Consider the following 21,417-nt stretch of genomic DNA (forward strand, 5'->3'; position numbering starts at 1 on the left):
ATTCGATTGATTTAGGGAGCCCGCGATTATACCTGTTTCCCCCTCCTGGGGATACTTAAGTCCCTGATTTGGGTCAAAATTATCGAGGAAGTTCGCGGTCTTCGGGCCCTTATGGAGAATTTTCTTCCGACTTTATCGGGTCGCTCCGCAACCCCCGTGGCACGGGCGTGAGCCCCCGAGCGGCTCGGAATTGTCGCTTTTGCCGTAGAATGTCCGACTTGTTTTAAATTTGCGACGATTCATGGCGAAGACCGCAACGAAAGACCCCGCTGCTCCGCCCGTCCAGGGCGTCGACGGCACACCGCTGCCCGAGCATTACGAGGCAGCGCTCGCGGAACTGGAAGGACTGGTCGCGCGCATGGAAGGCGGCAGTCTGAGCCTCGAAGAGTCGCTGAGCGCGTACCGGCGCGGCGCGACGCTTGTCGCGTTTTGCCAGCAACAACTGGAGAAGGTGGAACAGCAAGTGCGCGTACTCGATGGCGAGACGCTGAAGCCGCTGTCCACGAACCCCGCAGGAACAACCGCCGCCGAGAGCGGAGACGATTTATGACCTTTGAAGAATGGATGCGTGCCGTACTCGACCGTGTCGAGACGGCGCTCGATCACTATTTGCCGGCACAGAGTATCGAGCCGGCGCAGCTGCACGAAGCGATGCGCTACGCCGTGATGGGCGGCGGCAAGCGCGTGCGTCCGTTGCTGTGCCACGCAGCGGGCGAGCTGACCGGTGCCCAGGCCGCATCGGTGGAAGCGGCCTCGGCGGCACTGGAAATGATCCATGTGTATTCGCTCGTGCACGATGACATGCCGTGCATGGACGACGACGCACTGCGCCGCGGCAAACCCACGGTACACGTCAAATATGACGAAGCGACGGCACTGCTGGTTGGCGATGCACTGCAGTCGCAGGCTTTCGTTGCGCTGACGGCTGATGTCCTGGCGCCTGCGCAGCAGGCGGCGCTCGTACGCGAACTGGCGCTCGCGAGCGGCTCGGTCGGCATGGCGGGCGGTCAGGCCATCGATCTGGCGAGCGTCGGCCATACGCTGACGCGGCCGCAACTGGAAACGATGCACCGCAAGAAAACCGGCGCGCTGTTGCGCGCGGCGGTCCGCATGGGCGCCCTCGCAGGTACGGCGCCCGACGCAGCTGCAATGAACGCGCTCGATGCATATGCGGCCGCAGTCGGCCTCGCGTTTCAGGTAGTCGACGACATCCTCGATGTCACAACCGATTCCGCGACGCTTGGCAAGACCGCAGGAAAGGATGCGAAGGACGGCAAGCCGACCTACGTATCGATCATTGGGCTCGACGCGTCGCGTGCGCTGGCCGCGCAGTTGCGTGCGGATGCACATGCAGCGCTCGCGCCGTTCGGCGCCCGCGCACAGCGTCTGGCCGAGCTTGCCGATCTGGTTGTGAACCGGGTGAGCTGAAGCAGTATCAACGCGAAAGCCCGCCGCCGCGCACATCACGCTACGGTGTGCGTGAATGAAGTGCGGGCACGCAAGTTTTCCTACAATGGAACGACGATGTACGACTTGCTGAAAACCATAGACGACCCGGCAGCCTTGCGCCGCCTCGATCGCCGCCAGTTGCAACCGCTTGCAGACGAGTTGCGCGCCTTCGTGCTCGACAGCGTATCGCAGACGGGCGGCCATCTGTCGTCCAACCTCGGCACTGTCGAGCTGACGATCGCGTTGCACTACGTGTTCGACACGCCGCGCGACCGGATCGTCTGGGACGTCGGCCATCAAACCTATCCGCACAAAATCCTGACGGGCCGTCGTGAGCAGATGCACTCGTTGCGTCAGCAAGGCGGCATTTCGGGCTTTCCGCGTCGCACCGAGTCGGAATACGACACGTTCGGCACGGCCCATTCGAGCACATCGATCTCGGCCGCACTCGGCATGGCGATCGCATCGAAGCTGCAGAACGACGAGCGTTACGCGATCGCTGTGATCGGCGATGGCGCGATGACCGCGGGCATGGCCTTCGAAGCCATGAACAACGCCGGCGTCGCCGACGATGTACCGATGCTCGTGATCCTGAACGACAACGACATGTCGATCTCGCCGCCGGTCGGCGCGCTGAATCGCCATCTCGCGCGTCTGATGTCCGGCCGCTTCTATGCGGCTGCGCGCGCCGGCGTCGAACGCGTGCTGCGCGTCGCTCCGCCGATGCTCGACCTCGCGCGCAAACTCGAAGAACACGCGAAGGGCATGGTGATGCCGGCGACGTTGTTCGAAGAGTTTGGCTTTAACTATATCGGCCCGATCGACGGTCACGATCTCGATTCGCTGATCCCGACGCTGCAAAACATCAAGGAGCTGCGCGGTCCGCAGTTCCTGCACGTCGTGACGAAGAAAGGCCAGGGCTACAAGCTCGCCGAAGCTGACCCGGTGCTGTATCACGGTCCCGGCAAGTTCAATCCGGCCGAAGGCATCAAGCCTTCGACAGCGCCTAGCAAGAAGACCTATACAACTGTGTTCGGCGAATGGCTGTGCGATGCCGCCGAACTCGACGCACGCGTGGTCGGCATTACGCCTGCCATGCGCGAAGGTTCGGGCATGGTCGAATTCGAGAAGCGTTTTCCGGATCGCTATTTCGACGTCGGCATCGCCGAGCAGCACGCGGTGACATTTGCAGGCGGTCTGGCCGCCGACGGCATGAAGCCTGTCGTTGCAATCTATTCGACGTTCCTGCAGCGCGCCTACGACCAGTTGATCCACGATGTCGCTTTGCAGAACCTGCCGGTGGTCTTCGCGATCGATCGCGCGGGTCTCGTCGGCGCGGACGGCGCCACGCATGCGGGTGCGTACGATCTCGCGTTCCTGCGCTGCATCCCGAACATGACGGTGATGGCTGCATCGGATGAAAACGAATGCCGGCAGATGCTGTACACGGCATTGCAACAACCGAACCCAAGTGCCGTGCGCTATCCGCGCGGCGCCGGTACCGGCGTGGCGACCGTCAAGCAGATGGCGGCGATTCCGCTCGGTAAGGGTGAAGTGCGTCGCGAGACCTCGCAGGCGGCTGGCAAGCGCATCGCGATTCTCGCGTTTGGCACGATGGTAGCGCCGGCGCTCGCAGCAGCTGAGCAGCTCGATGCGACGGTGGCGAACATGCGCTTCGTGAAACCGCTCGATGCCGATCTGGTTCGTCGTCTGGCCGAAACGCATGATGCGATCGTCACCGTCGAAGAAGGCTGCGTGATGGGCGGCGCCGGTTCGGCCTGCGTGGAAGCCCTGCTGGCGAGTGGGGTTATCCACCCCGTACTACAATTGGGCCTCCCCGATCGCTTCATCGATCATGGTGATCCTGCAAAGTTGCTCGCTGAATGCGGTCTCGACGGCGCAGGTATCGCGAAATCGATCCGTGAGCGTTTTCAGGATCACGCGGCCGGGGCCGTTGCAGGCCAGTCGGTGAAACGCGTCGCGTGACGCGCTCGCTATCCCGGTCATAGCAAACTCCAACTTGAATCGATGGGCTGTGCGGCCCATCATGCACCGCCGGCCTGTGCCGGCGTTTGCCGTTGTGTGAGCAATGGAATAGAGCGGCGTTCACGCCGTTATATGTTCATAACCGCGCGACTCGTGAGGACATGAAGATGAACCAGATGAATCCCGCCTTTGTGATGCCCGACGTGCAGAGCACGCTCGATACGCGCCAGATTCCGATTCAACGGGTTGGCGTGAAGGCGGTGCGACATCCGGTGATCGTGCGCACGCAAACGGGCGAAGCGCAGCCTACCGTCGGTACGTGGAACCTCGATGTCCATCTGCCCGCCGACCAGAAGGGCACGCATATGTCGCGCTTCGTCGCGCTGCTCGAAGAGAACCGCGTGCCGCTCGATACGACGGCGTTTCGCACGATGCTCGCCTCGATGCTCGAAAAGCTCGAGGCTGAGGCGGGGCGTATCGAAGTCTCGTTCCCGTATTTCGTCAGCAAGGTGGCGCCGGTGTCGGGCGTGCAGAGTCTGCTCGATTACGAAGTGACGCTGACCGGCGAAACGCGCCATGGCGTGACGCGCGTGTTTCTCAAGGTGCTCGTGCCGGTGACGAGCCTGTGCCCGTGCTCGAAGAAGATTTCGCAGTACGGTGCGCACAACCAGCGCTCGCACGTGACGATCGATGCGGAACTCGCCGGCGACGTAGCAGTGGAAGAGCTGATCCGTATCGCCGAAGAGGAAGCGTCGTGCGAACTATGGGGCCTGCTCAAGCGTCCGGACGAGAAGTTCGTGACCGAGCGTGCGTATGAGAATCCGAAGTTCGTTGAAGACCTGGTGCGTGACGTTGCACAACGGTTGAACGCGGATGAGCGCATCGTCGCGTACGTGCTTGAAGCCGAGAACTTCGAGTCGATCCACAATCACAGCGCGTATGCACTGATCGAACACGACAAGCGCGTGCGTTAATCGTAGGGTTCGTTTTAGTGGAAGAGCGGCCGTTATAGCGGCCGCTTTTTCGTTTACGGCGCGGCGTTTATCGCGCGAGCGATGCCAGATCCCAGCGCGGCTTCACGGTGAACGCGTAGTCCTTGCCCGCCTGCGAAGGCCAGCGCTGCAGCCGCAGCGCGCCTGCAAGCGCGATCATCGCGCCGTTGTCGGTGCACAGCGACAGGTCCGGGTAATGGACATCGAAGCCGCGCTTTTTCGCCGCCGCTGACAACGCATCGCGCAGTTGCCGGTTCGCTCCTACACCACCTGCCACGACGAGCCGTTTGAGCTGCGTGCGCTTGAGCGCTGCAAGCGATTTTGCTACGAGGACATCGACGGCGGCATCGACGAAACCGCGCGCGAGATCGGCCTTGTCCTGCTCGCAGACGTTGGTGCCGAGCTTCTTCACGTGTGTGAGTACCGCGGTCTTGAGACCGCTGAAGCTGAAGTCGAGATCGCCGGAATGCAGCATCGGTCGTGGCAGCGCGACGGCGCCCGGCGTGCCGAACTCCGCCATTCTCGAGACTTCAGGGCCGCCTGGGTAACCGAGGCCGAGTAGCTTGGCGGTCTTGTCGAAGGCTTCGCCGGCGGCGTCGTCGAGCGTTTCGCCGAGTGTTTCGTAAACGCCGACGTCGGTGACGCGCATCAGTTGCGTGTGTCCGCCGGAGACCAGCAGCGCGACGAACGGAAACGGCGGCGGCTCGTCCACCAGCAGCGGCGACAGCAGATGCCCTTCGAGATGATGGATGCCGACCGTGGGCTTGTCCCATGCCATCGCGAGTGCGTTGGCGATGCTTGCGCCCACCAGCAGCGCGCCTGCAAGACCCGGTCCTTGCGTATAGGCAATCGCGTCGATGTCGCCGCGTGCACGGCCCGATTGCGCGAGCACTTCTTCGAGCAGCGGCAACGCGCGCCGGATGTGATCGCGCGACGCAAGCTCGGGCACCACACCGCCGTACTCCCGGTGCATGGCTATCTGCGAATGCAGCGCGTGCGCAAGCAGACCGCGCTCGGTGTCGTAGAGCGCAAGGCCGGTTTCGTCGCAGGAGCTTTCGATGCCGAGAACGAGCATGGTCGGTGGGTGGTGCAGGGCGCCGGAGCGGGCGTCCGCATGGTCAGAAAGAAGCCTGAAAGTATAGCAGTGGGGGAAAAGGGCCGCAGGTACAATGCGCGCCATGGAATCTTTCGATATCGCGGTCATCGGCGCAGGCGCGGCGGGCATGATGTGTGCGGCGGTTGCCGGTCAGCTCGGACGGCGCGTCGTGTTGATCGACCATGCGCCTCGCCTCGCGGAGAAAATCCGCATTTCAGGCGGCGGTCGCTGCAACTTCACGAATCTGCACGCGGGGCCGGCCAATTATCTGTCGGCGAATCCGCATTTTTGCCGCTCGGCGCTGGCCCGCTATACGCCGCGCGATTTCATGGCGCTGCTCAAGCGTCATCGCGTGACATGGCATGAAAAGCACAAAGGGCAGTTGTTCTGCGACCAGTCGAGCGATGCCGTCATCGATGTACTGAAAAACGAGTGCGACGCAGGCGGGATTGCCTGGCGCCGGCCACTTGCGGTCGAGCAGGTCACGCGCAACGCGGACAACGGCTTCATGCTCGATACTGGTGCAGGGCAGATCGGCGCCCGCGCCCTGGTAATCGCTACCGGCGGTCTGTCGATCCCCAAGATCGGCGCCACCGACTTTGCCTATCGTCTGGCAAAACAGTTTGGCCACAAGCTGATCGACACGCGCCCTGCACTCGTCCCTCTGACTTTCGCCGCAGCCGACTGGGAGCCGTTCGCTGCGTTGTCGGGTGTGTCGCTCGAGGTCCGGGTCAGCACCGGCGGGAAGAAGACGGGCGGTGAGTTCGTCGAGGACCTGCTGCTTACCCACCGCGGGCTATCGGGCCCCGGCGTGCTGCAGATTTCGAGCTTCTGGCAACCCGGCGAGCCGATTCACGTGGACCTGCTGCCCGAGCACGACGCCGAGGCCGCCTTGCTGGAGGCGAAGGCCGGTTCGAAGCGCCAGATCGTCAACCTGCTGGCGGACTGGGTGCCGGCACGGCTTGCCCATGTCTGGCTGGAAACCCACCGTGTCGCCGCCGACGCCCGAGTGGCCGATCTGCCGGATCGCACCTTGCGCGGTATCGGTGAGGCGCTGTCGCGCTGGACGCTCACGCCGAACGGTACCGAGGGCTACCGCAAGGCCGAAGTCACACGAGGCGGCGTCGATACGCGGGAGCTGTCGTCATCGACGATGATGAGCGCCCGGGTGCCCGGGTTGTACTTTATCGGCGAAGCCGTCGACGTCACGGGCTGGCTCGGCGGCTACAACTTCCAGTGGGCGTGGGCTTCCGGCGTGGCGGCGGGCCAGGCTGCCGCGGAGCACGTTCGCGGGGCTTGACGAGACCGTGTCTTTGTGCAGAACGTCTGCTATAATCGTCAATCTTTGCCAAGCTCCGTTATTGAAAAATGACGACTGTCCGCTTAAAAGAGAACGAACCCTTCGAAGTCGCGATGCGCCGTTTCAAGCGCACGATCGAGAAGAACGGTTTGTTGACCGAACTTCGGGCGCGCGAGTTTTACGAGAAGCCAACGGCCGAACGTAAGCGCAAGAAGGCGGCAGCGGTGAAGCGTCATTTCAAGCGGTTGCGCAGCCAGATGCTGCCAAAGAAGTTTTACTGATTCTGGCGTTGCCGCAGCCCAGGGGCTTCCGGCAGCAGATCCACCAACCGGCAACCGGCGGCACCCCACGGCGCCGCAAGCGGAACAGCCAGGCCTGCGAGGCCGTCATGGTAAGGCCGCATCCACTACGCGCAATCGCGCCGACCCGCTTGAGGACACTCCCAAGCGGGTTTTTGTGTTGATGCACAAAGCTTTCCGTGTCTGTCGGTGCTTTTCCGTGTTTTTGCAACTTCCAACGCATCAGGTGAGCAATGAGTCTCAAGGAACAGATCACTGAGGACATGAAAGCGGCCATGCGGGCGCGCGAGACCGACCGTCTCGGCACGATCCGCCTGCTGCTGGCCGCGATCAAGCAGCGTGAAGTCGACGAGCGCATCACGCTCGACGACGCGGCCGTGACCGCCGTGATCGACAAGATGATCAAGCAGCGGAAAGATTCGATCAGCCAGTTCGAAGCGGCCAGCCGCGACGATCTCGTCGCCAAGGAAAACGCCGAACTGGTCGTGCTGTCGGCGTATATGCCCGCGCAACTCTCCGCCGACGAAGTCGCCGCCGAGGTGCAGGCTGCTGTCGCGCAGACCGGTGCCGCCGGCCCGCAGGACATGGGCAAGGTAATGGGTGTGCTGAAGCCGAAGCTGGCGGGCCGTACTGACATGACGGCAGTCTCCGCGCAGGTTAAAGCCGCGCTCAGCAAGTAACTTCCGGTTTCAGGCCATGCGACTCAGGCGAGCCGCGTGGCCTGTCTGTTTTCAGGGCATCGTCGTATAACGTGATTCCGCACTCGTTTCTGCAGGACCTGCTCAACCGCGTCGATATCGTCGACGTGGTGGGCAAGTACGTCCAGCTGAAAAAGGGCGGCGCGAATTTCATGGGGCTGTGCCCGTTTCATAACGAGAAGAGCCCTTCGTTCACCGTTAGTCCGACTAAGCAGTTCTACCATTGCTTCGGGTGCGGCGCGCATGGCACGGCCATCGGTTTTCTGATGGAGCACGCGGGGCTGACGTTCCCTGAGGCGGTCAACGATCTGGCGCAGTCGGTGGGTTTGACGGTGCCGCGTGAGGAATCGCTGGCGCGCGGTAGCGGTGGCTATGCACCGGCGGCGTCGAAAGCGGTGACGACGGCGTTGTCGGACGTGATGCAGGTGGCCTGCGACTTCTACCGCAAGCAGTTGCGCGGGGCGCCGAACGCAATCGAGTACCTCAAGAAGCGCGGCCTGACCGGCGAGATCGCGGCCCGTTTCGGACTCGGTTACGCGCCCGACGGCTGGCAGAGCCTCGAAGCGACATTCCCCAACTATCGGGACGATGCGCTGGTCGAAGCGGGGCTCGTTATCGTCAGTGAAAAGGCCGACACGCAAGGCGAGGCGCGCCGCTACGACCGGTTTCGCGAGCGGATCATGTTTCCGATCCGCAATGTGAAGGGCCAGGTGATTGGCTTCGGCGGCCGGGTGCTGGACGGCGGTGAGCCCAAGTATTTGAATTCGCCGGAAACGCCGCTATTTAACAAGGGTAGCGAGCTGTACGGCCTGTTCGAGGCGCGGCTCGCGATTCGCGAACAGCATTACGTGCTGGTGGTCGAAGGCTACATGGATGTGGTGGCGCTTGCGCAGCTCGGCTTTCAGAACGCCGTGGCGACGCTTGGCACGGCCTGCACGCCAATTCATGTGCAGAAACTGATGCGCCAGACCGAGACGGTGATTTTCAGCTTCGACGGCGATTCGGCGGGGCGGCGCGCTGCAAGGCGTGCGCTCGATGCGTGTTTGCCGCATGCGGCGGACAACCGTACGATCCGCTTTCTGTTCCTGCCATCCGAGCACGACCCGGACAGCTTTGTGCGCGAGTTTGGCACAGAGGGGTTCGCCGAACAGGTCGAACGGGCGATGCCGCTGTCGCAGTTCATGTTGAACGAAGTGCTGGCGGGCAAGGAGCTGGACCAGCCGGAAGGCCGCGCACGTGCGCTCTTCGACGCGAAACCGCTGCTGCAGGCGCTGCCGGCCAACGCGCTGCGGGCGCAGATCATGCATATGTTCGCGGACCGGCTCGATGTGCCGTTCGACGAAGTGGCGGCGTTGTGCGAGGTCGATGCGCGGATTGCCGCCGCAGCGCGCAGCGCGCCGGCCCGCAAGGACCGCCGCAGCGTGACCGGGATCGAGCAGCGGGCGTTGCGCAATCTGGTTATGCATCCGCGCATTGTTGCGACACTCGATGACGATACTGAGCACGCGCTGGTGACCATTACCCGGCACGGCGAGCTCTTCGAAGAGGTGGCCACGCATGCTCGCGCGCTGGGCGAAGCGGCTGAATTCCAGTTGCTTTCGGACCTGTTGCGGAATGGGGAAAACGCCCCCACCTTCGAGGAAATCTTTCGCGAAATTCTGGACTATGATGAAAACGTCCGGGATCTGTTGCTAAAGGATCCGGAGGACACCAACATTGCTGAAGAGCGCCGCGAGCACGAGCGGCTGGCGGGCGAGGAACTGAAGGCGGCGATCCTGAAGATGCGTTACGACGCGTACTGCGACCGGCTCGAACAGCTGTCGCGGCAGTCGAAACATACCCCCGAAGAATTCGTGGAACTGACGGAATTGAATCAGAAACGGGCTGACATGAAACGTCAGCTCGGGCTGTAAGCAGAGAGGGGCTGAAACCGAGGTGCTATAATAAAAGGTTTTCAGCGGTTTGTTTTCCAAGGCAAAAGGCGAATTGCAATGGCAAAGACTACAGGCGGAAAGACAGCGACAGGTACAGGCAAAGGCTCTGAGGAGCCGACCAGAAAGGTCACATCGGCCAGACCCGCTACTCCCGCGAAAAAAGCGTCGGCCACAAGCGTTACGCCTGCTGCGGGGAAGAAACCCTCGACCACTTCTGCCGCGCGAGCGGCACCGGAAAGCGTTGTGAAACCGGTGGCCAAAGCGTCGGCGAAAGCCGCGCAACCGGCTACGAAGCGGCCGAGTTCCAGAAGCGCAAGGGAAGCGGCTGCCGCGCAGGACGATGCGGCAGCGCGCGAGACTCCAGTATCCACGGTTCAACCGGCTGTTGTCCAGCAGCCGCGAGTCGAGACTATAGCCAGTACGGCGAACTCCATGACGAAAAAGCTGAACGAAGTATCCGTCGATGACGCACCCCAAACCGAGGAACCCGCCGCGGTTCCAGGCAAGGTCGAAAAGGCAAAGGCACGCGACCGCCGCGCGAAGGAAAAAGCGCTGCTGAAGGATGCGTTCGCGTCCACCCAACCCGGCACCGCCGAAGAACTCGAAGAGCGTCGCGCGAAACTGCGCGCGCTGATCAAGCTCGGCAAGGAACGCGGCTTCCTGACGTACGCCGAAATCAACGATCACCTCCCGGATAATTTTGCCGAGACCGAGGCGATCGAAGGCATCATCAGTACGTTTAACGACATGGGCGTGGCCGTTTATGAACAGGCGCCCGATGCCGAAACGCTGCTGCTGAACGACAACGCGCCGGCCGCATCGTCCGACGACGAAGTCGAGGAAGAAGCAGAAGTCGCGCTCTCCACCGTCGACTCTGAATTCGGCCGCACGACCGACCCGGTCCGCATGTACATGCGCGAAATGGGCACGGTCGAGCTGCTGACGCGCGAAGGCGAAATCGAGATCGCGAAGCGTATCGAAGATGGCCTGAAGCACATGGTCATGGCGATCTCCGCATGCCCGACGACAATCGCGGAAATCCTCGCGAATGCCGAGCGCGTCGCGAACGAAGAAATCCGCATCGACGAACTCGTCGACGGCCTCATCGATGACAACGCTGCAGACGCGGATGGTTTCTCCGCGCAGGAAGCGGAAGAAATCGAGAACGAGGTTGAAGAAGAGGAAGCCAGCGAAGAGGAAGAGGAAGACGACGACGGCACCGCGCAGGCTACGGCCAACGCGGCCCAGCTCGAAGCGTTGAAGCGTGCCTCGCTCGAAAAATTCGCGTCGATCAGCGAATGGTTCGACAAGATGCGTCGCGCGTTCGAGAAGGAAGGCTACAAGTCGAAGGCGTATCTGAAGGCGCAGGAAACGATCCAGAACGAACTGATGACCATCCGCTTCACCGCGCGTACCGTCGAGCGTCTGTGCGACACGTTGCGTGCACAGGTGGACGAAGTGCGTCAGGTCGAACGTCAGATCCTGCATACGGTCGTCGACAAGTGCGGCATGCCGCGTGCCGAGTTCATCGCGCGTTTCCCCGGTAGCGAAACGGATCTCGAATGGTCCGAAAAGATCGTTGCCGAAGGACATGCGTACAGCGCGATCCTCACGCGGAACATTCCCGCGATCCGTGAACAGCAGCAACGTTTGCTGGATCTGCAGGCGCGTGTGGTGCTGCCGCTGAAGGACCTGAAGGAAACCAACCGTCAGATGGCGGCCGGCGAACTGAAGGCCCGTCAGGCGAAGCGCGAAATGACCGAGGCTAACCTGCGTCTCGTGATCTCGATTGCGAAGAAGTACACGAATCGCGGCTTGCAGTTCCTCGACCTGATCCAGGAAGGCAATATCGGCCTGATGAAGGCGGTAGACAAGTTCGAATATCGCCGCGGCTACAAGTTCTCGACGTACGCGACGTGGTGGATCCGTCAGGCCATTACGCGTTCGATTGCGGACCAGGCGCGCACGATCCGGATTCCGGTTCACATGATCGAAACGATCAACAAGATGAACCGTATTTCGCGGCAGATCCTGCAGGAAACCGGTCTTGAGCCGGATCCGGCAACGCTGGCTGAAAAGATGGAGATGCCGGAAGACAAGATCCGCAAGATCATGAAGATCGCGAAGGAACCGATCTCGATGGAAACGCCGATCGGTGACGACGACGATTCGCATCTGGGCGATTTCATCGAGGATACGAACACGGTCGCACCGGCCGATGCCGCGTTGCATGCCAGCATGCGCGACGTCGTGAAGGATGTGCTCGATTCGTTGACGCCGCGTGAAGCGAAGGTGCTGCGGATGCGCTTCGGTATCGAAATGAGCACTGACCATACGCTTGAAGAAGTCGGCAAGCAGTTCGACGTGACGCGTGAGCGGATTCGCCAGATCGAGGCGAAGGCGCTGCGCAAACTGCGTCACCCGAGCCGTTCGGACAAGCTGAAGTCGTTCCTCGAAGGCAACTGATCGTACGCGGCGGTTATCGCTGCGACACAGGGACCTCCCGGTCGTTTTGCGCAAGCAGAGCGATCCACGGAGGTCCCTTTTTCATGTAAGATGTCGCGCAGTCTATGAACACAGACCCGGACTCAACCGGGTCTTTTCGTTTCGGGCCGGACGCCGTGCTGGTTGCAGGCAGCGGACTCATAATCCGCCTCAGAAATGACACCGTGGGTTCGAATCCCACCCGGCCCACCAGTGGGATTCACATTGGCTTCCAGAGTAGTCCAGTAGTGACTTGCAAACCCGCGTATAGCGGGTTTTTTGCTTTCTGGTTTGGTGCGCAGTCGAGGAATCCCGTGTCCGGCCTGGCTCTGGTGACTTTGTCGGTGGGTAAGTGAATGACGTTCACGCCAACTTCGGCGGCACAATGTGAATCCGGAGTCGGAAATTCCGATCATGAGTCGCGCGCTGACTACCTTTCGCTGAACGTCAGTCAGTTGCGGTGGTGTCAGGGTGCTGAATTTGAGCTCCGTGTAAGCGGGGTTTGAGAGACGTGTGTATCGGGGGCGGGAGATCACATAAATTCCATACCCAGCCGCGCTATTCAAAGCTGGGCTGCAGAGCAGCGAATCGCTCGGCCATGGCGGTTATGGTCAAGCTTGGGTTGACGCCGAGGTTGGCTGGGACACTTGAGCCATCCACCACAAAAAGGCCGGGCGCGCCGTGAACCTCATGCCGCGCGTCGATAACCGAGTCGGCTGCGGATTGACCCATCGGACACCCGCTCAGGATGTGCGCGGTCGTGGACTTCCCGCCAAGCGACTCGGAAAGAACATTCAGCGGTACGCCGCCGGCCTCTTCGGCAAATATCCGCGTGGCGCGATTGGCGATGGGCAGGTAGCTGGGACTCGCTTGGCCAGGCGGAATATGGCTGCTCAACACAGGCGAGAACGGCCACCACCAGCGGCGACCATAGCGCAGGCTCAGTGCATTCTCGGCGTCCTGCATGACGGTGAGCACCGACACGTGTTTTTCCCAATCACGCATGAACATGTTGCGTCGTATCAAGCCGGGATTGCACAGGATCGACTTCAATGTCCTGAGAGCGCGGCGCCCGGGATGATTCCCGTCCACCATGGGTCCCAGGTAGCTTCGGAAGAACCGGTAGCCATGGTCAAAGCGGTTCTGGATGATGTGTGTCTGCGCATCGGGATGAAAATCGGTCGATATGGCCGTGCCGTCGCTGATGTCATCGTCGGACTTGTGCAGGATCGCCGTGATGGCTTCCGAGTTGGTACGCACCGTCTGTCCAAGAGTCTGCGAAATCGCGGGCAGCGTGCGATACGTATCCCGGTTGCGGAACAGCAATTGAAGCGTTCCGATGACGCCGGCAGCGACAATCACTTTAGCCGCGGTGACTTCCTCGATCGTGCGACCTGACACGGGTGAGACCAGTGAGACCCGGTAGCCGCCCTCGGACAACGCTTCAATGCGCTCGGCCTTACGTTCGGGAAGGATGTTCGCGCCGCGCTTCTCTGCGAGATACAGGTAGTTCTGGTAAAGACTGTTCTTCGATCCGTGTTCGCAGCCAGTCAGGCAGCCGCCGCAGAATACACACCCTTTGCGTTCGGGGCCGGCCCCATCGAAGTACGGATCAGGTGCTGTTTCGCCAGCCGTTCCGAAGTAGATCGCATTTGGAACCGGGCCGAAGCTGGACTCCGAGACCATGCGTCGTGCCGTGCGCCGGAGCAATTCATCCTGCCGCGTCTGGCGGGGATTTGTCGCGACGCCCAGCATGCGTCTTGCGGTGCTGAAGTGTGGCGCGAGCTCCCGGCGCATATCAATCCCGAGCCGCTTGAAGACGGGATCGTTGTAGAAGGCATCTTTCGGTTCCAGCATCACCGAGCCCCACACGATGCTGCCTCCGCCGACACCGACTCCTCCCACGATCAGGACGTGGCGAAAGACGTGCTGCACGAAATAACCACGCAGCCCGAGCCTGGGAGCCCAGAGCAATTTCGATAAGCCACTCTTTCCCGCCTTGATTTCCTCGGGACCGATGCGGCGTCCCTGTTCGACCAGCGCCACACGCCAGCCTTTTTCCGCCAGCCGGAGGGCGGCGACAGAGCCGCCAAAGCCGCTCCCTATCACAAGATAATCGTACTGGTGGGTCATGGTGTCTTATCTAAAACGCCTGCCGTCACGCGCTCACGATGATGGATATCGTTGCGCGTGACGGTCGAAGCAGCTCTTAAGGAGCAGGAATCGAGGCTAGAGAATTGCCGACCGGGATCTGCCCGCAGTTTTGCGGTGCCGTGAGGTCCGCGAACCGTGCGTTGACCCACAGCAGCGTTTCGGGAATCCACACGAGCAGGGCATCGGGAGTATGGCTAAGGAGCGGAGTCTCACCGTACTGAACCTTGACCCCACGCGAGCAATAATCGCGGGCCAGGGTCCGGACGTCACCAGCGATCATGACGCCATCGCCGGCACCGATACCGGGCTGGTTTCCTGGCGTACCCACGAGGTCGCCGCCGGTACCTTGCTGAATCAGCATCGGTGCTGACGGCGTACCGCCTGTTCCCATGGTCAGGTCATTCATCATTTTCGCGTACGCCGGGATCTGCTCCGGCGTTGGGTACTCCGGCTTCGCTATCGAGGCCCACGTCAGTCCGGGATACTGCGCCAGAACGTTGAGGAGCGAGTCCTTCTGCATCTGCCCGAAAAGAGCCTTGCCGTGGTCGTTAAGGTAGGGAGTGAGATCGACGTTGAACGCGCGTGAGATACCGATGAGTGCGGGCGGTATGATCCCCGCCCACACCAGGCTGCCATTGATGTAGCGCAGGTTGCGCGCCGGATCGACCAGCACACCGCCCATCGATGAGCCAATGATGCGCCGGTCCACGTCGGGCGCGTAGGAGGGGGCCAGTTCGGCCGCCCACTCGGTCGCGATCGCGCCACCGGAGTAGCCAACGAGGACGACTTTGGTGTTACCGGCCAGGCCAACCGCTGGCGAGTTAAACGTTGCTCGCAGGGAATCGAGCGTGTTCATACCGTACTCGCGCCCATCGACGAGGTCGGCCTGCTGGCCTTCGGTATCGGAGATCACGATGCTGTAGCCCTGCAGCAGGAACGGTGCGATCAGTACCGTCTCGATGTTCGGGATCAATCCACCAAGGGTCAGTCCACCCGAGATCGCATAAGAGGGTTCGTCATTTGGGCTTAGTGAGTCATAGAACGACTGATATGAAATCAGTTTCTGTGGGCCGATGCTGAGGGCCGGCTGGATCACGGACGTCACGTTCACGGTCGGCTGCCCGAGTTGCCCGGTTGAACGGTACAGCAGCTGGGTGGTTTTGATCGGCAGTGGAAACCCAAGGACGTGATACGGAACGGTCCGCGTCTTCAGTACCGTCCCGGGATTGATGTCTGCCAGAGGCGTACTGCCGGTGTACTGATAAAACGGATCCTGGCCGGGTGGTACCCGTGCTTCCGCTGAACTCGTCGCTCCTATTATCGTCAGCGACGCAGCAACCAGTGCTACCCGCTGCCTCGCAACAGCACGCCAACGACGCCCTACGTTTTTTGTCTCCGACATCTCACGCTCCCAATGAGTCAGGCCCGTCATTTATGTAACATAATTGTTATTTTCAATATCATAACAACGATGTTATTTTTAAAGAATGATGGTTTACTCTGTGCCACCTGGCGAGAACAGTCACTCCACCACCCATGGCCTAAGCCTGACGCTATACATCACTTGGAAATGCAGGTTTTCCCTACACCGGGGTTGGCAGATTCTGTCAATAGAATGGCAGGGATGGATATAGGGGGATCACGTTATCGGCTCTAGGATCGGCCTGCAAACAGCGGACGAAGAGAATCAGGCCGAGAAAATTGGCCTACAAGAATTCAATATATTTTGCATTGCTTATCGATAATTTTCACTATGGATTCATCCTCGTGAATACTCATTCGATAGCGTGCTAGACCAAGAACTAGCAAGGCGGCAGAAGACTCAAGCAACGTGTTGAGCTACCAGCTTAAAGAAAATATTCGGACCGAAATCAAGGGAGAGAGACGAGATGAAAATGAAACGAGGATGGAACTCGATCGGCAAGGCTGCTGCACTGAGCGTGTGCTTGAGTAGTCCTGGTGGTGTTGCGCATGCGCAGAGTAGCGTCACGCTCTACGGAGTCGTCGACGCCGGGTTGCTGTACACGAGCAAGACCTTGAATCCTGCGACGGGCGGGAATGCGGGCCACCAGTTCTCGTTTCTCGATAGCGGCTCGGCTGCGTCGCGATTCGGTATCAAGGGTGCCGAAGACCTTGGGGGAGGCGTCAAGGCGATTTTCACCCTGGAGAGCGGGATCAGTACAGGCACCGGAGCGTATAGCAACTCCAACGGGAATTTCTTTGGCCGTCAGGCGTGGGTCGGTCTGACGGGGGGATTCGGTACGGTGCAGGCAGGCTTGCAATATTCACCGTTCGTCCTTTCGCTGATCAACATGGATGCGCGCGACGTGTCGTACTTCGGCAGTGGCGCCGTGATCTACGTCGGTAGTGTCTACACAACGGGTCTCTTCAACCCGAATGCAATTTCTTATACGAGCCCGGTCATTGCGGGCTTTCAAGGTAGCGCCATGATGGCCCTTGGCGGTCAGGCGGGCGACTTTCAGGCGGGGCGGCAGTACAGCGGCCGGCTCAAGTACCAGTTCGACGGTTTGACGATCGATGCCGCGCTCTATAGCGGCAATGCGGGTGGGAGTGCCGCCACAGTTCCCGTGCCGAGCACCGTTGCGTTTACGGGCCGCACGATAGGCGCATCGTATCGATTCGGCGCGCTGACGCTCAAGGCGGCGTACATCAACCTCAAGATTGCGGGTTCGTTCGACAGCCGAGTCTATGAGGGTGGTTTCAGCTATCTTGTCACGCCCGCGCTGAATGTTGACGCCGGCGTCTGGTACACCCGCGACGGCAACAACACGACCAATCATTCGATCCTGGCGGGACTTGGCACGCAATATTTCCTGTCCAAGAGGACCGCGCTTTACGCGCAGGCCGCTTTCGTCAATAACCACGGCAAGATGAACACGGGACTGTCCATCAACGACGCACTACACGAAGCGCCTGGGTCGACTACCGGTGTCAATATCGGCATTCGCCATACGTTCTGACAGGATCGTTATTTCCGGATCTCGACGAGCGGAAGACTCTCCGACAGAAAATCGATCAGCGCCCGCACCGACGGCAGCATGCCGCGCCGCGTCAGAAAGGCGAGATGGACTACCAGTTCCGGTGCGCTCCACTCTGGCAGTACGACTTGCAACTGGTCCCTGGCCAACGCGGCCAGGCATCCTACGTCCGGCAACATCGCGATTCCGAGCCCCTGCATGGTCGCTTGCACGACCGTTTCAAAATCGGTACTCGCGAGTACGGGACGATGCTTGACGATCGCCTGCTCGCCGGACGTTGCATGCAGCGTCCAGTCCTGGGCGTCCGTGACGGCGTAATGAAGCGTTCTGAGCCCCGCTAGTGCTGCCGGGTGTTCGGGAGGCTCGATGCTCGCCAGATATCGAGGGCTGGCGACCAGGATGCGCCTGCTGACGCCGAGCGGCTTGGTCACGACGTCGGGATCCATGTGCTCCGGAAGTCTGATACGCAAGGCAATATCGACGGGTTCCGTCCTGAGATCGACTGGCCGGTCGAGCGATAGCGCGTGTACCGACACATGCGGATAGCGCGCAATGAATTGCGGCAAATACGGCGCGAGATACACGTGTGTTGCCAGAATGGGGCAACTGATACGCACGAGGCCGCGCGGAGTACTGCTCACCATGTCGACGACGTCCTGCGCCGCCTGTGCCTCGGCCAGTAGCCCCTGGCAATGAGAGAAGAACTGCGCGCCGATTTCGGTCAGCGATACATGCCGGGTCGTGCGTTGCAGGAGCCGCACCCCGAGTCTTTGCTCAAGTGCGGCGAGTCGGGCGCTAAGTCGCGATTTAGGCACACCGGAAACACGCTCGGCGGCGGAAAACCCGCCGTTCTCGACCACCATGGCGAAATAACGAAGATCGTTCAGGTCGCTCAAAACTGCGCTGGTCGACATTTGATTGTCCGATTCTAGATAACATTACGTCCGATTTTAGCAGCTAGATATCCGATTGATATTCGAATAATCTGCATTCCAGTTCAAAGAGGCCAGACCACGAGGACGACGGTAATGCATGCAATTGCGCTCGACGCGCTGCGAACCCGGCCACAACACATGGAACTGCCGGTACCCGTTGCTCGAGCACGTCAGGTGCTCGTGAGACTGGAGGCCAGCGGCGTCAACCCGATCGACTGGAGGATCGGGGACGGCGAATTCGAGGGGCGGTTGCCGCACGTATTCCCGCTCGTGCTGGGTGTCGATGGGGCCGGTGTCGTAGAGGCGGTCGGGCGGGGAGTGCAGCGTTTCAAGATCGGCGACCGCGTGGTGGGCCGGTTTCTTTTCGGGTACGTAGGGGGTGGCAGCTATGCGGAGTACGCAGCGGTCCACGAGGACGCGGTGCTCACCACTTACCCCGCGTCGCTCGGCCCGGGTTGCGCAGCGGCGCTGCCGACAGCCGGCATCACAGCGCTTCAGCTCAGCCGGCGCCTCGACCTTGCGCCCGGGAGCAAGGTCCTGATTGTCGGCGCCACGGGTGGAGTCGGCATGTTCCTGATCCAGCTGGCGGTCATGAAAGGACTGCGGGTCATAGCAACGGCCGCGCCGGATGCGCATGCACATCTGCGCGCGCTCGGTGTCGCGGCGCTCATCGATTACCGCGCGCAACCGGTCGTCGAGTGGCTCGACGGTCATTTCGTCAACGGCGTCGACGGACTGGTCGATCTCGTCAGTGAGGCACCGGTCTTCGCGCAGCACGTGGAGCATGTGCGGGCCGGTGGCATCGCGCTGAGTACGGTCGGAGCGGCGCGCGAAAACGAGCTTGCCTCGTGCTGGATCAGAGGCGGTAACTTCGAGGTCAACCCGACGACAAAGGATCTCGCCATCGTGCTGACCGCGGTTGCGTCGGGACAGATGAAGGTTGAAGTTGAAAGAGAGGTTCCGCTGGCTCAGGCGCTGATCGCACTGGAAGCCAGCAGGACGGGCGGTGCTCGCGGGAAGACAGTGATTGTCATGTGAAAGGGCAGAAGCCGGTTCATCGCCATAACACAGCGCTGCACAAATTCCACGCAATCGCATTTGCCGATCCTCATATAGAGGACTGCAAATGATGAATTAGAAGCCAAATTTTTCACACAATTCGATAGGAAAGCACGATGTCAGACCTACTTGGTAAGGTTGCACTGGTCACTGGCGGTTCGCGCGGAATCGGTGCGGCGATCGCGAAACGGCTGGCTGCGGATGGCGCTGATGTCGCGATCAGCTATGCCTCGTCGCCTGCCAAAGCGGCGACTGTTGTGGCGGAGATCGAGTCGCTCGGTCGACGGGCGTTCAGTGTGCGGGCGGATCAGGGCCATCGCGGGCAGGTTGCTGGACTGATCAGGCAGGTTCACGAGTACTTCGGGAAACTGGACATTCTGGTGAACAGCGCGGCGGTCTTCATTACGGGCCCCGTAGACGATGCAAATGCAGATCTGGCGTCGTTCGATCGTCAGCAGGCAATCAACATCGACGGGGTAGTCACTGCCGTACGAACGGCTGTTCCGCTGTTGTCCGACGGCGGTCGAATCATCTCGATCGGCTCCACAGTGGCGGAGTCCACGCCGTTTCCGGGGTTCGGGGACTACGCGGCGACCAAGGCCGCGGTGGCTGCGTATACGCGTGCATGGGCACGCGATCTCGGCGCACGCCGCATCACGGTGAACGTGGTGCAGCCGGGTCCCATCAATACCGATGCCAATCCCGAGACATCCGATTTTGCACCGGTGGTCGCGAAGATGACGGCGCTCGGTAGATATGGTCAGCCGGAGGAGATTGCCGCAGCGGTAGCGTTCCTGGCAGGCCCGGATGCGAATTATGTCAGCGGCGCCACCCTGAATGTCGACGGTGGCCTTGCCTGATTCCCGGCGGATAATCAAACGGCGGATCCGATGATCTGAAGCATTCCTTTCGCTTTCCTCTCAGGCAACAGGTAATGACATGACCACTCCCATTCCGGCAACCAACCCCACCCACAGCGAGATCGATCTCGACGCAACCGGCAAGCACCTGGGCTATCTACGTCTGCCGCATGCCGTGCATCGCTCGACCTACGGCGGCTTTCCGATTCTGGTCGCGTCGATCCGCAACGGCGAGGGGCCGGTTGTGCTCGTGATGGCAGGCAATTACGGTGACGAGTACGAAAGCCAGATCATCGTGTCACAACTGATTCGCGAGATCGACATGCAACACGTGCGCGGCCAGCTGATCCTGCTGCCGATAGCGGACTTTCCGGCTGCTACCGCGGACACGCATACGGCACCGCTCGACGAAGGCAACCTGAAGCAGCGCTCTCCGGACAATGCCACCGGTACGCCAGCGCAGCTGATCGCCCGTTGCATCGAACACACGTTGCTCAAGCGTGCGGACTATCTCGTCGATCTGCATTCGGGTGGCAGTTCGCTGTTGTACGACGCCGCGAACATGTTTGCGGTCGAACCGCGCGAGCGTGAAGAGACTATGCGCGTGAAGACGTCGCTCGCCGCATCCGGTTTGCCGAAGGCGTTCCTGCGTGCGTCAGATGCAGTGATCAGTCTGGCAGCCGCAGGCAGGCAAGGGGCGATTTCGATTCTCGCCGAACTGGGCGGCGCGGGAATGTCGAGTGCCGAGCTGATTCGCGACGGGCACGATGACCTTCTGCACTTTCTTGGTTTCATTGGCGTGCTGCACGGCCCGCTTGTACCTGCACAACCGCCCACACAGACACGCTTCCTGTGTGTCGAAGGTTCCACCCGGTGTGTGCGTACGACGATGGCTTGTCCGAGCCGCTCGTCAAGGGGCAAAGGGTGGCACGTATTCACTCTTCCAGCACGTCATTGTGCGAGCCCTTTACCGTGCAGTCCGGCGGCGACGGCGAAGTGGCCTGCGAGCGCACGCAGGTTGTGGCGTAGTGCAGCGCGGCGCGGTGGCTGCCTGTTCCATCTCGTCGATCACGATTCGGAGTACGACTGATGTCATTGCCGGGGATCTTGCGTCGCGATTTTCCGGTTCCTTGCCTCGCATGCCAGATGGGGCAGGCCGACTGTGTTCCACA

At 61.0% G+C, this 21,417-nt stretch carries 16 protein-coding genes, 1 tRNA gene and 1 pseudogene; 14 read left to right on the plus strand and 4 right to left on the minus strand.

Translation table 11 applies throughout. From position 1 onward, the window contains the following. Window positions 1–241: 241 nt before the first annotated feature. From BWP39_RS28760 to folE2, 4 genes are all read left to right on the plus strand, one after another. The gene (locus BWP39_RS28760) at window positions 242–550 is read left to right on the plus strand and encodes an exodeoxyribonuclease VII small subunit (protein WP_091012678.1); all 309 of its coding nucleotides are present in this window, start codon (window positions 242–244) and stop codon (window positions 548–550) included. Beyond that, a complete protein-coding gene (locus tag BWP39_RS28765) occupies window positions 547–1,428 on the plus strand; it encodes a polyprenyl synthetase family protein (RefSeq protein WP_096725596.1) in 882 nt (293 codons plus the stop codon). Before BWP39_RS28760 ends, BWP39_RS28765 begins: the two co-directional genes overlap by 4 nt. Window positions 1,429–1,524: 96 nt before the next feature. Further along, window positions 1,525–3,435: a 1-deoxy-D-xylulose-5-phosphate synthase gene (gene dxs / locus BWP39_RS28770; RefSeq protein ID WP_096726234.1), complete on the plus strand. Its 1,911-nt coding sequence runs from the start codon at window positions 1,525–1,527 to the stop codon at window positions 3,433–3,435. A 167-nt stretch (window positions 3,436–3,602) separates the two neighbouring features. Continuing rightward, window positions 3,603–4,409: a GTP cyclohydrolase FolE2 gene (gene folE2 / locus BWP39_RS28775; protein WP_096726235.1), complete on the plus strand. Its 807-nt coding sequence runs from the start codon at window positions 3,603–3,605 to the stop codon at window positions 4,407–4,409. Window positions 4,410–4,476: 67 nt separating this feature from the next. Here the strand turns inward: folE2 and tsaD are convergent, their stop codons facing one another. After that, window positions 4,477–5,502: a tRNA (adenosine(37)-N6)-threonylcarbamoyltransferase complex transferase subunit TsaD gene (gene tsaD, locus BWP39_RS28780; RefSeq protein WP_096725597.1), complete on the minus strand. Its 1,026-nt coding sequence runs from the start codon at window positions 5,500–5,502 to the stop codon at window positions 4,477–4,479. 103 nt (window positions 5,503–5,605) lie between these two features. Here tsaD and BWP39_RS28785 point away from each other — a divergent pair, with 103 nt between their 5' ends. From BWP39_RS28785 to BWP39_RS28810, 6 genes are all read left to right on the plus strand, one after another. Then, window positions 5,606–6,823 carry a BaiN/RdsA family NAD(P)/FAD-dependent oxidoreductase gene (locus BWP39_RS28785; protein ID WP_096725598.1) on the plus strand — a complete coding sequence of 406 codons (1,218 nt, stop codon included), beginning with the start codon at window positions 5,606–5,608 and terminating at the stop codon, window positions 6,821–6,823. A 68-nt stretch (window positions 6,824–6,891) separates the two neighbouring features. Next, complete coding sequence (gene rpsU / locus BWP39_RS28790) at window positions 6,892–7,104, plus strand: 30S ribosomal protein S21 (RefSeq protein WP_091012690.1); 213 nt, start codon at window positions 6,892–6,894, stop codon at window positions 7,102–7,104. A 251-nt stretch (window positions 7,105–7,355) separates the two neighbouring features. Further along, the gene (locus BWP39_RS28795) at window positions 7,356–7,802 is read left to right on the plus strand and encodes a GatB/YqeY domain-containing protein (RefSeq protein WP_096725599.1); all 447 of its coding nucleotides are present in this window, start codon (window positions 7,356–7,358) and stop codon (window positions 7,800–7,802) included. A gap of 71 nt (window positions 7,803–7,873) precedes the next feature. Next, window positions 7,874–9,733 carry a DNA primase gene (dnaG, locus tag BWP39_RS28800; protein WP_096725600.1) on the plus strand — a complete coding sequence of 620 codons (1,860 nt, stop codon included), beginning with the start codon at window positions 7,874–7,876 and terminating at the stop codon, window positions 9,731–9,733. Between the two features lie 78 nt (window positions 9,734–9,811). After that, on the plus strand, window positions 9,812–12,220 hold the full coding sequence (rpoD, locus tag BWP39_RS28805; protein ID WP_091012696.1) for an RNA polymerase sigma factor RpoD: 2,409 nt from the start codon (window positions 9,812–9,814) through the stop codon (window positions 12,218–12,220). Window positions 12,221–12,363: 143 nt separating this feature from the next. Then, a tRNA-Ile gene (locus BWP39_RS28810) sits at window positions 12,364–12,451 on the plus strand. 345 nt (window positions 12,452–12,796) lie between these two features. On the opposite strand, the gene BWP39_RS28815 is transcribed toward BWP39_RS28810, so the two are convergent. Together BWP39_RS28815 and BWP39_RS28820 are read right to left on the minus strand one after the other, a co-directional pair. Next, on the minus strand, window positions 12,797–14,371 hold the full coding sequence (locus BWP39_RS28815; protein WP_096725601.1) for an FAD-dependent oxidoreductase: 1,575 nt from the start codon (window positions 14,369–14,371) through the stop codon (window positions 12,797–12,799). 76 nt (window positions 14,372–14,447) lie between these two features. Further along, window positions 14,448–15,824 (minus strand): lipase family protein, encoded by a 1,377-nt coding sequence (locus tag BWP39_RS28820; protein ID WP_207557161.1) that lies wholly within the window; start codon window positions 15,822–15,824, stop codon window positions 14,448–14,450. Between the two features lie 457 nt (window positions 15,825–16,281). On the opposite strand from BWP39_RS28820, the gene BWP39_RS28825 reads away from it, so the two are divergent. Next, window positions 16,282–17,373, plus strand: coding sequence for a porin (locus BWP39_RS28825; protein ID WP_207557162.1), 1,092 nt, complete (start codon window positions 16,282–16,284; stop codon window positions 17,371–17,373). Window positions 17,374–17,381: 8 nt separating this feature from the next. Here the strand turns inward: BWP39_RS28825 and BWP39_RS28830 are convergent, their stop codons facing one another. Beyond that, the gene (locus BWP39_RS28830) at window positions 17,382–18,305 is read right to left on the minus strand and encodes a LysR substrate-binding domain-containing protein (protein ID WP_096725602.1); all 924 of its coding nucleotides are present in this window, start codon (window positions 18,303–18,305) and stop codon (window positions 17,382–17,384) included. A 114-nt stretch (window positions 18,306–18,419) separates the two neighbouring features. Here BWP39_RS28830 and BWP39_RS28835 point away from each other — a divergent pair, with 114 nt between their 5' ends. From BWP39_RS28835 to BWP39_RS28845, 3 genes and pseudogenes are all read left to right on the plus strand, one after another. Then, window positions 18,420–19,364 (plus strand): NADP-dependent oxidoreductase, encoded by a 945-nt coding sequence (locus tag BWP39_RS28835; RefSeq protein ID WP_096725603.1) that lies wholly within the window; start codon window positions 18,420–18,422, stop codon window positions 19,362–19,364. A 137-nt stretch (window positions 19,365–19,501) separates the two neighbouring features. After that, window positions 19,502–20,245, plus strand: a complete 744-nt coding sequence (locus tag BWP39_RS28840; protein WP_096725604.1) for an SDR family oxidoreductase — start codon at window positions 19,502–19,504, stop codon at window positions 20,243–20,245. Window positions 20,246–20,324: 79 nt separating this feature from the next. Continuing rightward, a pseudogene (locus BWP39_RS28845) lies at window positions 20,325–21,335 on the plus strand (deacylase). Window positions 21,336–21,417: the final 82 nt, after the last annotated feature.

The organism is Paraburkholderia acidicola (genome assembly GCF_002362315.1).
GTDB lineage: Bacteria > Pseudomonadota > Gammaproteobacteria > Burkholderiales > Burkholderiaceae > Paraburkholderia > Paraburkholderia acidicola.

What these genes read in the sequence shown, in the direction of transcription:
- BWP39_RS28840 (WP_096725604.1), top strand. Translation starts at nt 19,502, where the DNA reads ATGTCAGACCTACTTGGTAAGGTTGCACTGGTCACTGGCGGTTCGCGC.
- dxs (WP_096726234.1), top strand. Translation starts at nt 1,525, where the DNA reads ATGTACGACTTGCTGAAAACCATAGACGACCCGGCAGCCTTGCGCCGC.
- BWP39_RS28815 (WP_096725601.1), bottom strand. Translation starts at nt 14,371, where the DNA reads ATGACCCACCAGTACGATTATCTTGTGATAGGGAGCGGCTTTGGCGGC.
- rpsU (WP_091012690.1), top strand. Translation starts at nt 6,892, where the DNA reads ATGACGACTGTCCGCTTAAAAGAGAACGAACCCTTCGAAGTCGCGATG.
- rpoD (WP_091012696.1), top strand. Translation starts at nt 9,812, where the DNA reads ATGGCAAAGACTACAGGCGGAAAGACAGCGACAGGTACAGGCAAAGGC.
- BWP39_RS28830 (WP_096725602.1), bottom strand. Translation starts at nt 18,305, where the DNA reads ATGTCGACCAGCGCAGTTTTGAGCGACCTGAACGATCTTCGTTATTTC.
- BWP39_RS28820 (WP_207557161.1), bottom strand. Translation starts at nt 15,824, where the DNA reads ATGACGGGCCTGACTCATTGGGAGCGTGAGATGTCGGAGACAAAAAAC.
- BWP39_RS28760 (WP_091012678.1), top strand. Translation starts at nt 242, where the DNA reads ATGGCGAAGACCGCAACGAAAGACCCCGCTGCTCCGCCCGTCCAGGGC.
- folE2 (WP_096726235.1), top strand. Translation starts at nt 3,603, where the DNA reads ATGAACCAGATGAATCCCGCCTTTGTGATGCCCGACGTGCAGAGCACG.
- BWP39_RS28765 (WP_096725596.1), top strand. Translation starts at nt 547, where the DNA reads ATGACCTTTGAAGAATGGATGCGTGCCGTACTCGACCGTGTCGAGACG.
- BWP39_RS28795 (WP_096725599.1), top strand. Translation starts at nt 7,356, where the DNA reads ATGAGTCTCAAGGAACAGATCACTGAGGACATGAAAGCGGCCATGCGG.
- BWP39_RS28835 (WP_096725603.1), top strand. Translation starts at nt 18,420, where the DNA reads ATGCATGCAATTGCGCTCGACGCGCTGCGAACCCGGCCACAACACATG.
- BWP39_RS28825 (WP_207557162.1), top strand. Translation starts at nt 16,282, where the DNA reads ATGAAAATGAAACGAGGATGGAACTCGATCGGCAAGGCTGCTGCACTG.
- tsaD (WP_096725597.1), bottom strand. Translation starts at nt 5,502, where the DNA reads ATGCTCGTTCTCGGCATCGAAAGCTCCTGCGACGAAACCGGCCTTGCG.
- BWP39_RS28785 (WP_096725598.1), top strand. Translation starts at nt 5,606, where the DNA reads ATGGAATCTTTCGATATCGCGGTCATCGGCGCAGGCGCGGCGGGCATG.